Genomic DNA, 14,082 nt, shown 5'->3' on the forward strand with positions numbered 1-14,082 from the left:
GACCGGTCGGTTTTCGGCTGTGTCATCGTAGGTTAATGGTCCTGTCCCGGTCGATCCTGGGCAGGGCGTTTCGGCATTTCACGGTTTGGCGCCACCGGGTTCATTCCGCCGGTTGACGCGCCTCCTGGGGCGCCGCCGATGCGGGGGTGATCGCGGCCGCGAGGCTGTCGCGCAGCCGGGTGAGCCGAGCGATCTCGGTGTCGAGGGCGGCGATGCGGTGCTGGACGGTGCCGCTGCCCCGGTCGCATCCGGCGCTGCCGTAGGGCGGGAGGTCGTCACCGTCGAGAAGGTCGAGGCGGTGGGCGCAGCGGCGTATGTCCTCGACGGTCAGGCCGAGCCCCAGCAGCCTGCGGATGATCCGTATGCGGGCGATCTCGCGGGGTCCGTAGAGCCGCTGGCCACTGGCGGTGCGGGGCGGCGGGGGCAGCAGACCGCGTTGTTCGTAGAAGCGCAGCGCGCGCGGTGTGGTGCCCGCGGCCGCCGCGGCGTCGCCGATCCGCATGGCCTTGTTCTCCTCTACACCTCGACGACGACGGCTCCCAGGTGCCGCCCGCTGATCAGTTCGTGCAACGCCTGAGGCGCGCGGTCGATGCCCGGGACGCGGACGTGGGGAAAGGTGACGCTGCCACTGCGCAGCCAGCCGCCGAACCGTTCGATCCACTCCTGGTCGGTTCCGGAGGCGCCGGTGACGCCGCGGAGGGTGATCTGCTTGACGATGAGCTGGAAGGTGTCCAGCTCGACGGGGGCGGTGGTGCCGGTCTCGTCGGGAGAGAGCTGGCGGGCCAGGGTGCCGACCAGCGCGAACCGGGCTCCGGTCCGGGCGGCGGTGACCGCGGCCTGGAGCTGGTCGCCGCCGACGTTGTCGACCAGGACGTCGATGCCGTCGGGGGCGGCCTCGGCCAGCTGGGCGGCGATCGGGTCGGTGCCGCGGATCACGGCGGCGTCGTAGCCGAGTTCGGCGGTCAGGCGGTCGGCCTTGGCGGTGCTGCCGGTGCTGCCGATCACCCGGGCGGCGCCCAGCAGCCGCGCGATCTGCCCGGTGAGGGAGCCGACCGCGCCGGCGGCGCCGGTGACGAAGACGGTGTCGCCGGGCCGCGTCCGAGCGGCGTGGGCCAGTGCGCTGTAGGCGGTGTGCCCCTGGCCGAGGCGCGCGACGGGGTCGGGGAGCGAGTCGCCCACCGGAGCGCACGCTGTGGCGTCCACGGCCGCGTACTCCCGCCAGCCCTGCCAGTGGTGGACCAGGTCACCGGGGCGAAGGCCGCTGCCGTCGGGGGCCGAGAGCACTTCGCCGATCGCGGCTCCGAAGAGGGGGTCGCCGGGGCGCAGCGGCGGCATCGGCGCGCCGGGCACGCCTCCCCCGATGAGCGTGCGCAATGCGGGAAACACCTGGAAGAACCGGTTGCGCACCAACGCCTGGCCGGGCCCGGGCGCGGGGGCCGGAATGCGGGCGACGGTGAAGTGTTCGGGGCGGGGCAGGCCCTCGGGCAGCGCGGCGAGCCGTACCTCGCGACTGGTACGGGGCTGGGTCGGCATGGGTCGCTCCTCAAGATCGTGGGAGGCGACGTTAACCCCTGACGCGCGCGTCAGGGGCAAGCCCGCCGACCGCGACCTTGGCGAGGGTTCTGGCGAGGCATTGTTCGCCTGCTGGAAGGGCTGGAGGAAGAGGAAGGCGAGGTCGGCGGCGGCCGCGACCTGCGTTTCCCTGGACGTGAAGCGAACGGTTCCGCCCTCGCGTATTGACGCATGCTCCCGGCGTCACGAACAATGCCGGTGTTGAACAGTCGTGTAGCACCGCTGGTCGTGCGGTGCTCCGGGCGGGCAGGAGGGAACGCGGATGGAGCGGCTTCGTGTCATCCAGTGGACCACCGGCAAGGTGGGCAAGCTGTCCCTGCGGGCGGTACTCGACGATCCCCGGCTGGACCTGGTGGGCGTGTACGCCTGGTCGCCGGACAAGGCCGGCGTCGACGCCGGGACACTGTGCGGCCGGCCGCCGTGCGGCGTCACGGCCACCGACGACGTGGACGCGCTGGTCGCCCTGGGCGCCGACACCGTGGTCTACACCCCGTTCATGGCCGATCTCGATCACGTCCTCCGGCTGCTGGAGTCCGGGACGGACGTGGTCAGCACCAATCTGTTCTTCGACGTGGGCGGGATCGAGGGGGAGACCAGGGAACGACTGGAGGCCGCCTGCGCCCGGGGGAGCAGTTCGCTCTACATCACCGGCGTCAGCCCCGGCTGGATCAACACGATGGTCGTGGCCATGACCGGGGTGTGCCGGGACGTGCGGAAGATCTCCATCCTGGAGGCCGCCGACTGCTCCGTCTACGAGTCGGCCGAGACCTGGCTGGCCATGGGCATCTCCCTGACCGGGACCACGCCGAAGGTCGTCGAGACGGCGCGGCTGTGGATGAAGCCCGCCTACGAAGCCGTGCAGCGCATGGCGCTGGCCCTGGAGTACACGCTGGACGACGTCGAGTTCTCCCTCGACTACGCCACCGCCGCGCAGACGGTCGATCTGGGCTACATGCGGATCGAGAAGGGCACCAACGCCGCGGTACGGGTCGGCTGGGAGGGCAGGATCGACGGCCGCACGGTGATCGAGATGAAGTTCGCCTGGTACCTGACCAAGCACCTCAACGAGAGCTGGGAGTTCACCGACGACCAGTACCACGTGGTCATCGACGGCGAGCCGGGCGTCGACACCCGCATGCGCTTCATCCCGCCCGACAGCTGGGGCAACCACGAGTGGGACACCATGACCGCGCTGCCCGCGGTCAACGCCGTCTTCAACGTCAAGGCCGCCAGGCCCGGCATCCTGCACCTGGCCGACGTCGGGCTCCCCTGCGCGCCGGCCGGACGATGGCTGGCGGCGCAACGCTGACCCGGGCCACCGCCGGTTCCTGGCCGTCCGCGGGGACGGGCGAAGAAGAGCGACACAAGGTGTCAGGTTTTGCGGCGAGCATGGGTGTCACCACGGACGGACAAGGACACCCATGCTTGAGACACCAGAAGACCTCAAGGAGCTCCAGGCTCTGCTCGACGCCTCCCTGGCCCGCTCCACCCCGCATCTGCGCTCGATCATCAGCACCGAGCGCACGCTGACCGCCGAGCAGGTCACCGGGGCCCTCACCGGTATGCGCACGCTCGCGCTGTCCACCGTGACGGCGAAGGGCGAGCCGCGGATCAGCGGTGTGGACGGGCACTTCCTCCACGGGAAGTGGCACTTCGGTACGGCGCGCAACGCCGCCAAGGCACGCCATCTGGCCGCACGGCCCGCCGCCAGCGCCGCGCACATGCGCGGCGAGGACCTGGGCGTGTTCACGCACGGGACGGTGGAGATCCTCAACCCCCGGGACGGCGAGCCGGCCGCGGACTGGCCGGACCTGCTCGCGTACTTCAAGGACTTCTACGGTGAGGGCGCCTTCGACTGGGAAGACGAGGTGGTCTTCTACCGGCTGCGGCCGCACTGGATGACCGTCTACGCCCCCGACATCGCCAAGGAGGCCCGGTCCGGAGGGGTGGACGCAGGTTGACCGCGTTCGTACGGGACGTCGCGAGTATGGGGCTCGAGACCATCGACGTGGTGGGGGCGCGCACCAACAATCTGAAGGACGTGTCGGTGAGCATCCCCAAGGGGCGGCTGGTCGCCTTCACCGGGGTGAGCGGCAGCGGCAAGACCTCGCTGGCCGTCGACACCCTGCACAGTGAGGCTCAGCTGCGCTACCTGGAGGGGCTTTCGCCGTTCGTGCGGCAGTACATCACCCAGCGCAACCGGCCGAAGGTCGACCGCGTCCTGGGACTCGGCGCGACGCTCGCGGTCGACCAGCGCCGCCTGAACCGCAATCCCCGCTCCACGGTCGCGACGATCACCGGTATCGACGGGCACCTGGGGCTGCTGTACTCGCGCCTGCCGGGGATCGGCGCGGATCCGGCGGCGAGCGGGGACGGGCATCTGACGACGGCCCACTTCGACCGCCATACACCGGAGGGGAGTTGCGCGGACTGCCACGGGGTGGGCGGGCGCTGGCAGGCGCAGGAGGATCTGATCATCACCCGTCCGGAGCTTCCGCTGTTCGAGGGGGCCTCGCCCTGGTACGCGAAGTGGCGGTCGGGGGAGCACGCGTTCGTGCCGGCGCTCGCCGAGAAGCGGGGCGTGGACCTCGGCCGGCCGTGGCGGTCGCTGCCGGAGGAGTTCCGTCACTGCGTGCTGTACGGCACGGGCGAGGAGAAGATCACCGCGACCGTCGACATACCGAACAAGAACGAGACGTCCCGGATGACCTACACCGGGAGCCAGCCGCTGCGGGGCGCGCTCGCCGAGGTGGAGCGGGTGTTCGTGAACGCCCAGACCGCCGGCGCCAAGCAGCGGTACCTGCCGTACATGCGCAAGGAGCCCTGCGGCACCTGCGGCGGCAGCGGGTACGACGGGGTGGCCCGGTCCGTGCGGCTCGGCGGGCTGACCTACCCCGGCCTGCTGGAGGTGGAGGTACGCGAGGTGCGCGCCTGGGCGGGGCGCGTGGCCGACGACCTGGACGCCCGGCAGCGCGAGGTGGGGGAGCCGCTGCTGCAGGACCTGGGCCGCAGGCTCGCCATCCTCGACCGGCTCGGCCTGGCCCATCTGCAGCTGTCCCGGAGCGCGGCGACGCTGTCCGGGGGCGAGTTGCAGCGGACCCGGCTCGCCGCGCAGCTCAGCACCGAGCTGAGCGGCATCATCTTCGTCCTGGACGAGCCCGGGACGGGGCTGCATCCGGCGGACAAGGCGCACCTGCTCGACATCGCCCTGGAGCTGCGCGAGGCCGGCAACACGGTGCTGCTCGTCGAGCACGATCCCGAGCTGATCGCGCGGGCCGACTGGGTGATCGACATGGGGCCCGGCGCGGGCCGCCTCGGCGGCGAGGTCCTGGTGTCGGGGCCGCCCGCCGACGCGGCCGCCCATCCGGAGTCGCTGACCGGGCGCTATCTGGCCGGCGACGGGCCGCGGCTGCGCCGGACCCGCCGCCCGGCCGGGGACGGCACCGGCTGGGTGGAACTGCACGGCCTGCGGGCGCACAACGTCACCGCGGACCTGGTGCGCTTCCCCGTCGGCCGGCTCACCTGCCTGACCGGGGTGAGCGGCAGCGGCAAGAGCAGCCTGCTCGGCGCGCTCGGGGCGGGCGTGGAGGCCGCCCTGAACGGGACGGCGACCGACGCGGTGCGGCGGGTGACCGGCCTCGAGCCGTTCGGCTGGGTCGCCGTCGTCGATCAGGAACCGCTCGGGCGGACGCCGCGGTCCAACCCGGCGACGTACAGCAAGGCGTTCGACATCGTCCGCAAGCTGTTCGCCGAGACCGGCACGGCGCGGGAACGCGGGGTCAACGCCTCCTGGTTCAGCTTCAACACGGCGGGCGGCGGCCGCTGCGAGACCTGCGCCGGGTACGGCCGCAAGCTGGTCGACATGCACTTCCTGCCGGACGTGTGGGTGGTCTGCGACGCGTGCGAGGGGCGGCGCTACAAGCCGGAGGCGCTGGAGATCAGGTATCGGGGACTGGGCATCGACCAGGTCCTGGAGCTGACCGTCGCCGAGGCGGTGGAGCGGTTCGCCGGGCCCCGGCAGCTCGCCGAGACCCTGGGCGCCCTGAACCGGGTCGGGCTCGGCTACCTCCAACTCGGCCAGAGCGCCACGGAGCTGTCCGGCGGCGAGGCGCAGCGGCTGAAACTGGCGTCCGCGATCCAGCGGGGTGCCGCGAGCCGCAAGGCCGGGCTCGTCGTGCTCGACGAGCCCGTCTCGGGCCTGCACCCGTCCGACGTCCAGCGCATCGTGGACGCGCTCGACGCGCTGCTCGACTCGGGCAACACCGTCGTCGTGGCCGAACATGACATTCCGGTCGCCGCGTCCGCGGACTGGGTGATCGACCTGGGGCCGGGCGCCGGTCCGGACGGGGGCGCGGTGGTCGCGCAGGGCGCCCCGGAGGCCGTCGCGGCGGCGGACACCCCGACCGCGGGCTTCCTCCGCCGGTATGCGGCGGGCCTGCCGCTCCTGGAGGTGCGGCAGGGCGTGCACCGCTGAGCGAAGACCGGCGCGGGACGGCGGATCAGCGGCGCAGGGCCCGGCGGGCCAGCCAGTTGCCGAGGAACTGGCCCGCTTGGACGATCACCACGATCGTGGCGACGCTGATGTAGACGATCGGCCAGTTGTAGCGCTGCGATCCGTGCGTGATCGCGAAGTCGCCCAGGCCGCCGCCGCCGAAGAGCCCGGCCTGCGCGGACATGTCGACGACGGCGACGAAGATGAAGGTGTAGCCGAGGATGATCGGGCCGAGCGCCTCGGGGATGAGCACCGTGACGATGATGCTCAGCGGGCGGGCCCCGGCCGCGCGCGCCGCCTCGATCACGCCGGGGCTCACCGTCAGCAGGTTCTGCTCGACGATGCGGCTGACCGCGAACGCCGCGGACAGCGACAGCGCGAAGGTGACCGCGTCGGTGCCGATCGTGGTGCCGATGGTGTGCAGCATCAGCGGCTGGATCGCGATGAGGAAGATGACGAACGGGACCGGCCGGACGACGTTGACGAGGATGTTGACGACGAGGTGCACGGGCCGGTTGGACATCAGGTTGCCCGGACGGGACGCGTACAGGACCAGCCCGATGCCCAGACCGAGCACACCGCCGACCACCACCGAGATGGTCACGATGTAGAAGGTCTGCCCGATGGCCGCCCAGAAGACCGGCAGGTTGTCGATGAACTCGTCCATCTCAGTCGTCCTCCTCCACCAGGTCGGCGCCGTCGTCCCGCAGCGCGGCCAGCGCGGCGTCCACGGCGCCCGGCGGCCCGGTCAGCTCGAAGGTGAGGCTCCCGACCGGCCGGTCCTGCAGCTCGCCGATGCCGCCGAAGACGATCTCCGCCGTGACCTGGTGGCGCAGGAACGTGGCGGCGAGCGCCGTCTGGAAGCCGGCCCGGTCGCGCACGCGCACGGTGATCAGGCGGCCCCGGTGCGTGCGCCGCAGCCGGGCGAGCGTCTCGGGCGGCGGGCGGTCGCGCAGGGCCGTGCCGACGAAGCGGGCGGCCGCCTCGGTGCGCGGGTGGGCGAAGACCTCGTAGACGCTTCCGGACTCGACGAGCCTGCCGCCGTCCAGCACCGCCACCCGGTCCGCGATGCTCCGGATCACCTCCAGTTCGTGGGTGATGATGACGATCGTGACGCCCAGCTCGCGGTTGACCCGCCGGAGCAGGGCCAGCACCTCGCCCGTCGTCGTCGGGTCGAGCGCGCTCGTGGCCTCGTCCGCGAGCAGCAGCGAGGGCTCCGTCGCCAGCGCCCGCGCGATCCCCACCCGCTGCTTCTGCCCGCCGGACAGCTGCTCGGGGTGGTCGTGGGCGCGGTCGAGGAGCCCCACGAAGTCCAGCAGCCGCGCCACCCTGCGGTCGCGTTCGGGCCGCGCCACGCCCGCGACCTTGAGCGGGTAGGCGACGTTGCCCGCGACGGTGCGCGACCGGAACAGGTTGAACTGCTGGAAGACCATGCCGATGTCGCGCCGCACACCGCGCCGGGCCCGTTCCGCCAGCGCCGTCAGCTCGTGCGGCCCGACGTGGACCCGCCCCCGGGTGGGCGTCTCCAAGCCGTTGATCATCCGTACCAGCGTGCTCTTGCCGGCGCCGGAGTACCCGATGACGCCGAAGACCTCGCCGCGATCGATCTCGAGGCTCACGTCGTCCAGCGCCGTCAACGGCGCACCCCGCCGGCCGTTACCGGGGAAGCGCTTGGTCACGTGCTCGAGACGCACGTGCGCCTGGGAGCCGTGCGGCGCGGAGCCGCTGCCGGTGATGGCCATCATCGCAACGGCGGCCCGGCACCACGCGGGGTCCCGGGCCACCCGTCTCCCTTCTACTTCTGCGCCGCCCGGGCCTGCGCCTCGACGGTCTTCAGGTCGGCCTGCAACTTCGCGGGCGGCAGGTTCCGGAACACCGCGGCGCCCCCGTTGGCCGCCTGGACCCCCTTCCGCACCTCCGGGTCCTGATACAGCTCGGCCAGCTTCAGGTACGTCGGGTCGTCCTTGTCGGCGTCGCGGGCGACGAACAGGTTCACGTACGGCGCCGCGCTCGGGCTCGCCGGGTCGTCCTGGAAGATCGCGTTCGACCTCGGCAGCTTCGCGGTCGTGGCGTAGTTGTTGTTGACGACCGCCGCGGCCGCCGAACCGCTCTGCAGCGCCCGCGCGGTCTGCGACGCGTCGAGGGTCACCACCTCGACCTTCTTGGAGGTGATGTCGGAGACCTTGGAGAACGCGGTGCCGCCGTCCCTCAGCGTCAACAGCTTGGCGGCCTGCAGCACCAGCAGCCCGCGCGCCTCGTTGATCGCGTCGTTCGGGATCACGACCTTGGCCCCGCCCGGCAGCGCGTCCGGCGAGCGGTGCTTCAGCGAGTACAGCGGCAGCGGGTAGACCGCCGTCGCGCCGATGGGCTGCAGGTCGTCGCGCGCGGTGACGTTGTAGTTCGCCAGGTACTGGATGTGCTGGAACTGGTTCAGATCGAGCTGCTTCTCCTTCAACGCCGGGTTCGGCTGGCTGTAGTCGTTGAAGTTCACGTACGTCACGTCGACGTCGAGCCGCTTCTTCGCCAGCGACGCGTAGGTCTTCCAGTACGGTTCGGACGCGTCGACGACGCCGATGCGCACCGTCTTCGCATCCTCGGAACCGCCGGAGGCGACCGCGACGACGACCGCGGCGACGGCGACGACCGCGGCCGCGGCGATCCAGGTGAGGCGTCGCCCGCCCCCGGCAGGGCGTTCCGGCAGCCGCGGTTCGGCCGCCGGTTCGCTGGGCGTGGATGAATCGGACACAACAACCTCCGGGAAGTCAGCGAGGGGAGCACCGCCCGGCAACCGTCGCGTGCGAGCGGCCGGTGGGGGAGTGGACGACAGCCCGTCAGAAGCGGCGCCGTGCCGACCTCAACCGCGACAGAGGCCGCTCGCGACCCGTCATGCCGCCGCGGACAGGAGATGCTCGCGGGTGGCGATGACCTTGCGATAGCGGCGCGGGCCGTCGGCGTAGTCGTCGATCGCGTAGTGCCAGGTGGCGCGGTTGTCCCACAGCACGAAGTCACCCGGCCGCCAGGAGAACCGGATCGTGTAGTCCGGCGAGGACGCGTGAGCCAGCAGGAACGGCAGCAGCGCCTTCGCCTCGCCCGCCGTGACGCCGGTCAGGCCCAGCGTGCCCGTGCTGATGAACAGGCCCTTGCGGCCGGTGTCCGGGTGCGTGAAGACCACCGGGTGCTCGATGGTCGTGCCCGTGTCCGCCTTCGCGCTGCCCTGGGCGTAGTTGACCGGATCGGCGTCGTAGACGGCCGACACCGACTCCAGCAGCCGCTTGACCGGATCGGAGAGGTCGTCGTAGGCGGCCTGCAGGTCGCCCCACAGGGTGTGCCCGCCCAGTTCGGGAACCGCCTGATAGGTCAGCGACTCGATGCTGAACGGCGGGTTGCGCCACACGCCGCCGACATGCCACGTCGACGCCTTGCCGGTCGAGCGCACGTCGTACGGGTACACCAGCCGGTTCGCCCCGTCGCCGGTGGCGCGGTGGGCCGTCGGGTGATCGAACGGCTCGCCGAAGACGCGCACGGCGGCGACGTGCTGGTCGGGGTCGAGATGCTGGTCGCGGAACACCAGCACCCGGTGGTCGACGAAGTCCCGGCGGAGCGCGTCCGCGGTCGCCTCGTCCACCGGCCGGGTCAGGTCGACACCGGAGATCTCGGCGCCGAACAGCGGGCCCGCGCGCCGGACGCGGTAGGCGGTGGGAGAAGCGGGGGCGGTGACGGTCATGACTGAACTCCTGGGATCACACGGGAGGACCAACGAGGCGGTGGGCCGAGCCGCCGGCGGAACCGGAACCGTTCACACGTGATCAGCGTACGAGTCCCGACATGAACTATGCAATACCTACCGGAAAAATAGGATATCTGGCCGGCGCCGCCCCCGGTGGCGGGCGATGGCCGGGGAGGGGCCGGTGTCAGCCCTCCGCCCGCTTGGCGAACGCCGCGACCGCCTCCGGGAAGAAGAGGCGGTCCGGCCGGAACACGTCGTGGGGAGCGTCGGGCACGACCACGACCTCGACGTCCGGCCGGACGCCGCGATAGCGGGCGATGTCCTCATCCGTGAGAACTCCGCCCGTGCCGCCGGGCTGGGCCACCAGCAGCGGGCAGGGCAGCGAGCCGAGGCGGTCCCACAGGTCCCTGGACTCCGATTCCGCGGTGAGCCGTTCGAGGACGTGACGCGGCAGGCGTTCGCTGATCGGCCGGCCGCGGAACCTCATCCCCCACTGCGACTCCGCGAACGACGGGGGCAGGCCGACCTCCATCGCGCGATAGTCGGCGATCGCGAGGGAGGCCACGCGCTCCGGGCGGGACAGCGCCAGGTCGAGCCCCCAGGTGGTGCCCCGCGAGAAGGTGACCAGGTGGAACCGCTCGATGCCTTCCTCGTCCAGCACCGCGCTCAGATCCGCGGCGTGGTCCCGTGCCGCGTAACCCGACGGCGGAGCCTCGCTGCGGCCGCGGCCGCGGACCTCGACGACCAGGAGCCGCCGGGGGGCGAAGAACTCGAGCATCTCGGTGTACTCGTCCGCGAGGTCCGACAGGCCGGGCGAGAACAGCACCGGCAGTCCGGAGGGGGCGGCCGGCGCGTTGTCCAGGTAGCGGATGCGCGGTCCACTGCGAGCGGTCCAACGTTCTGTCACTGTCACAGCATCTGAATATGCCATCCGGTGCCGTCGCGGCGTACGGCCGGCCTCACCGCCCTCGCAGAAACCGATGGCCGGGCAGTGCGGCCGGTGCTTGAATCGAACCGCCCGATCCCCAGAAAACGCTCATCGGCGCCGAACTCGGTCGGCTCCGGAACGGGGGAGTGGTGGTGGTCGGGACGACCCGGTGGACGGTCGCGTCCGCCATGACCGGCATCACGGGGGCGCCATGTCGAGATCGAGACCCGATCGGCCCATCTCCGTCGTCATCGCGGACGATCTGGACCTCCTCCGTGAGGGCCTCAAGGAGATTCTGCGGACGGTTCCCGGCCTGGCCGTGGTGGGCGTGGCCGGGACCGGCGCGGAGGCCGTCGCGGCCGTCGCGGACGAACGGCCCGACGTGGTGCTGCTGGACGTCGAGCTGCCGGGCGACGACGTGCTCACCACCGTGCGCCGCATGAACACGGCCTCCGCCGGAACGCGCGTGATCATCCTGAGCCGGCTCATCGGACCGGATCTGCTGCGCGGCCTGCTGAACGCGGGCATCAGCGGTCATCTGCCCAAGAGCGCCACCCGCGAGGAACTGGTCGCGATGGTCCGCACCGCGGGCGACGACGGCGACCGGGTGATGCTCTCGGTCTCGCGCGGCAGCCTGGCCCCGGCGGTCGACTCCCCGGCGCGCGACCTCCTGTCCGCCCGGGAGTGCGAGGTCCTGCAACTGGCGGCAGGCGCGCTCAGCAACACCGAGATCGCGCGTCGGCTCGGGCTCACGGAAGGCACCGTCAAACGCCATCTGAGCAACGTCTACGCCAAGCTCGGCGCGGTTTCGAGGATCGACGCGGTGAACAAGGCCGCGGCCGCCGCCCTGATCGTCCCGCCGAGCACGGAGAGCTGAGCGCACCCGCGGTGGAGCGAATTCTGAATGATCAGAGAATGGTCGCCGGTGCGGCGGGGCTCGCACAACCATGGACGCAGTGGGGATAAACCGAAAGTAGTAGTGCTCCTACATCTTCTCGCCGGACCCGATACGAGCACCCGCGGCTGGCCAGGAAGAATGGAGCCGGAGCGGTGGGCCCCTAGGGGTGAGGGGCGGGCCTAGGGGCCGTCGCCGCCGAAAGTACTCGGGCGCCGTAGGGGCTGACGGGACGGCCGCGGGCCTTCTAAAGTCTGAAATCGTGGACTTCGCCTGGCCGGGTCCCAGCATATTCCGGCAGGCGTTGTCCCGGCAGAGGTCAACGGTGGGATCCAACGGTGGGATGACTATGCACTTCCGTGTGCTCGGGCCCCTGGAATTGTGCGTGAACGGCCACGACATAGCCCCGACAGCGGCCAAGCTGCGGCAGGTGATGTCCTTGCTGCTCCTGCGGAGGAACTCGCTCGTCCTCCCCGAGGAGTTCATCGACGAACTGTGGGGGGACGCGCCGCCCAAGAGCGCGGCCACGACCCTGCAGACCTACATCTACCACCTGCGGAAGATCCTGCTGGAGCATGGTGCGGAGCATCTGCTGACCACCCATCCCGGCGGATACCGGCTCGAGGTCGAGGACCGTCGGGTGGACCTGTGGGAATTCGAGAATTCCTTCTATGCCGGGCGTGCGGCGCTCGAGGACGGCAGGCCGGCCGAGGCGTCGCGGATTCTGCGGTCGGCCGTCGGCCTGTGGCGCGGCCCGTCGCTCGCGGACGTCGAGCACGGGAAGCTGCTCTATTCCTACACGACCTGGCTGGACGAGTTGAAGCACCGTGCGCTGGAGTTGCGCATCGAGGCCGACCTTCAGGTCGGGCGCCACCGGGAGGTGGCCAGCGAGCTGAAGTCGCTGGTCCTGACCAATCCTTTGGACGAGCATATGCACGGGCTCCTGATGATCGCTCTGTTCGGGGCGGATCTCAGGAGGCTCCACCAGGAGATGCTCTCCGACAACTGCCCGGCGGCCCCCTCGATGGTGCCCGCCGCGCGCGACCACGACGCCGGCTCACCTGGCGCGCATCGGTCAGGCTGAAGCCGAGATGGGAGACCCCGAAAATGGCTGTTAAGGCCGAGAAGTACCCGGAACCGCAATTTCTGCCGCCCGTCGCCTCCGGATACATCTACCTGGGGTTGTCGGTCGCTCCGCCCCGGGTGCCTCCCGTCCATCACAGCGCCGAGCGCGACAAGGAGATCGAGCGGTGCCTGACCCTGGCCGACCGTCTCACCGCCCTTCCGGAAGTGGTCCGGGCGCGCGTGTTCCAGGCGGTCCTGATCCCGCCGCTGAAGGGCCTCCCGCGCTTCGACGTCACGATGCTCGTGGAGACCGCCTCTCCCGGCGACATCGAGCACGTGCGCGCCTCCGGACCGTTCAAGGAGATCGACGCGAAGCTGGTCATGCCGGCCGACAACCCGGTCAGGCTGGGCGACACCGAGAACCCGGCGACCGGCACGTACCTGTTCAACCACTTCCTCGCGCCCGACAGCGACGCGGCGGTCGAGGGGTGGAAGTCGGTCGCCGGCTGGTACACGGCCAACACCGGGGTCGACAACTCGATCCCGCTGCGCCCGCTTGGGGAGTCGCCCTACGCGATGGTCAACTACGCGCGCATCCCCGGAAAGGCGGCGCCCTTCCTGGTCCGCCAGCTCACCCGCCCGAGCTTCCACCGCTTCGTGCGCCCGCGGCTCAAGGAACACGGCATGACCGCGCTGCCGCTGCTCGTCCGGCCGATGTGACGTACGAAGGAGACCGCGAGACGCGAAGGAGACGGTGAGACCGTGCGCTTGGCGCTGTTCGGCGGGACGGGCAGGACGGGACGGCTGCTCGTCGCCCAGGCCCTGGACGACGGACACCAGGTGGCGGCGTTCGTCCGCTCGCCCGAACGGCTGCCGATCACCCACCCGGACCTGACCAAGGTGCCGATGGGCGACCCCGGCCCGCGGGCGCTGAGCGCCGGCATGAAGGGGGCGGACGCCGTCGTGTCCGTCCTGAACGGCAGCACGCGCGCGGGATCCCCGGCCGCGACGTGGACCCGTGCCGCGCTGTCGGCGATGGCGGAGTGCGGCGTCCGGCGGCTGGTCGTGACCAGCGCCGCGCCGGTCCCGCTGCGCGGCGGCCCGGCGCCCCTGGCGTACCGGCTGGTGGGATGGGTCTTCCGGGACGCCCACCGGGACCTCGCGGCGATGGAGGACATCGTGCGCGGCAGCGACGTCGCATGGACGATCGTGCGCCCGCCGCGGCTGACCAACGGACCCCGGACCGGCCGGTACCGCCTGGAAACGGGCGGGAACGTCCCCCGGGGCCTCTCCCTCTCCCGCGCCGACCTGGCGGGGGCGGTCCTCCACCTCATCGACGATCCCGCCGTGGCCGGGCGGGGCGTGGGCATCGCGTACTGAACCGTCCCGCACACACCCGGCAG

The 14,082-nt window shown here is 71.4% G+C and carries 14 protein-coding genes; 7 read left to right on the forward strand and 7 right to left on the reverse strand.

The annotated features are described in order from the left end of the window. Positions 1-100: 100 nt before the first annotated feature. Positions 101-502 (reverse strand): MerR family transcriptional regulator, encoded by a 402-nt coding sequence (locus tag ACZ466_RS46760; RefSeq protein WP_378279524.1) that lies wholly within the window; start codon positions 500-502, stop codon positions 101-103. Between the two features lie 14 nt (positions 503-516). Next, a complete protein-coding gene (locus ACZ466_RS46765; RefSeq protein WP_378279526.1) occupies positions 517-1,533 on the reverse strand; it encodes an MDR family NADP-dependent oxidoreductase in 1,017 nt (338 codons plus the stop codon). A 301-nt stretch (positions 1,534-1,834) separates the two neighbouring features. Here ACZ466_RS46765 and ACZ466_RS46770 point away from each other — a divergent pair, with 301 nt between their 5' ends. The 3 genes from ACZ466_RS46770 (at position 1,835) to ACZ466_RS46780 (ending at position 6,046) form a co-directional block, all read left to right on the forward strand. After that, positions 1,835-2,881: an NAD(P)H-dependent amine dehydrogenase family protein gene (locus tag ACZ466_RS46770; protein WP_378279527.1), complete on the forward strand. Its 1,047-nt coding sequence runs from the start codon at positions 1,835-1,837 to the stop codon at positions 2,879-2,881. Between the two features lie 112 nt (positions 2,882-2,993). Beyond that, on the forward strand, positions 2,994-3,533 hold the full coding sequence (locus ACZ466_RS46775) for a pyridoxamine 5'-phosphate oxidase family protein (protein WP_378279529.1): 540 nt from the start codon (positions 2,994-2,996) through the stop codon (positions 3,531-3,533). A gap of 479 nt (positions 3,534-4,012) precedes the next feature. Continuing rightward, complete coding sequence (locus tag ACZ466_RS46780; RefSeq protein ID WP_464041977.1) at positions 4,013-6,046, forward strand: excinuclease ABC subunit UvrA; 2,034 nt, start codon at positions 4,013-4,015, stop codon at positions 6,044-6,046. Positions 6,047-6,071: 25 nt separating this feature from the next. Here ACZ466_RS46780 and ACZ466_RS46785 read toward each other — a convergent pair whose 3' ends face one another. From ACZ466_RS46785 to ACZ466_RS46805, 5 genes are all read right to left on the reverse strand, one after another. Beyond that, positions 6,072-6,731 (reverse strand): methionine ABC transporter permease, encoded by a 660-nt coding sequence (locus ACZ466_RS46785; protein ID WP_378279533.1) that lies wholly within the window; start codon positions 6,729-6,731, stop codon positions 6,072-6,074. Between the two features lies 1 nt (position 6,732). After that, positions 6,733-7,848 (reverse strand): methionine ABC transporter ATP-binding protein, encoded by a 1,116-nt coding sequence (locus tag ACZ466_RS46790; protein WP_378279535.1) that lies wholly within the window; start codon positions 7,846-7,848, stop codon positions 6,733-6,735. An 11-nt stretch (positions 7,849-7,859) separates the two neighbouring features. Next, complete coding sequence (locus tag ACZ466_RS46795) at positions 7,860-8,810, reverse strand: MetQ/NlpA family ABC transporter substrate-binding protein (protein ID WP_378279537.1); 951 nt, start codon at positions 8,808-8,810, stop codon at positions 7,860-7,862. Positions 8,811-8,948: 138 nt separating this feature from the next. After that, positions 8,949-9,788, reverse strand: coding sequence for a TauD/TfdA dioxygenase family protein (locus tag ACZ466_RS46800; RefSeq protein WP_378279539.1), 840 nt, complete (start codon positions 9,786-9,788; stop codon positions 8,949-8,951). Between the two features lie 187 nt (positions 9,789-9,975). Next, positions 9,976-10,698 carry an alpha/beta fold hydrolase gene (locus tag ACZ466_RS46805; RefSeq protein WP_378279540.1) on the reverse strand — a complete coding sequence of 241 codons (723 nt, stop codon included), beginning with the start codon at positions 10,696-10,698 and terminating at the stop codon, positions 9,976-9,978. A gap of 232 nt (positions 10,699-10,930) precedes the next feature. Here ACZ466_RS46805 and ACZ466_RS46810 point away from each other — a divergent pair, with 232 nt between their 5' ends. From ACZ466_RS46810 to ACZ466_RS46825, 4 genes are all read left to right on the forward strand, one after another. After that, positions 10,931-11,596 carry a response regulator gene (locus ACZ466_RS46810; protein WP_378279541.1) on the forward strand — a complete coding sequence of 222 codons (666 nt, stop codon included), beginning with the start codon at positions 10,931-10,933 and terminating at the stop codon, positions 11,594-11,596. A 403-nt stretch (positions 11,597-11,999) separates the two neighbouring features. After that, a complete protein-coding gene (locus tag ACZ466_RS46815; RefSeq protein WP_464041978.1) occupies positions 12,000-12,698 on the forward strand; it encodes an AfsR/SARP family transcriptional regulator in 699 nt (232 codons plus the stop codon). Positions 12,699-12,721: 23 nt separating this feature from the next. Then, positions 12,722-13,399 carry a hypothetical protein gene (locus ACZ466_RS46820; protein ID WP_378279544.1) on the forward strand — a complete coding sequence of 226 codons (678 nt, stop codon included), beginning with the start codon at positions 12,722-12,724 and terminating at the stop codon, positions 13,397-13,399. Positions 13,400-13,441: 42 nt separating this feature from the next. Further along, positions 13,442-14,059 carry an NAD(P)-dependent oxidoreductase gene (locus ACZ466_RS46825; RefSeq protein WP_378279546.1) on the forward strand — a complete coding sequence of 206 codons (618 nt, stop codon included), beginning with the start codon at positions 13,442-13,444 and terminating at the stop codon, positions 14,057-14,059. The last annotated feature ends 23 nt before the right edge of the window (positions 14,060-14,082 follow it).

This window comes from Actinomadura rugatobispora (assembly GCF_055379765.1).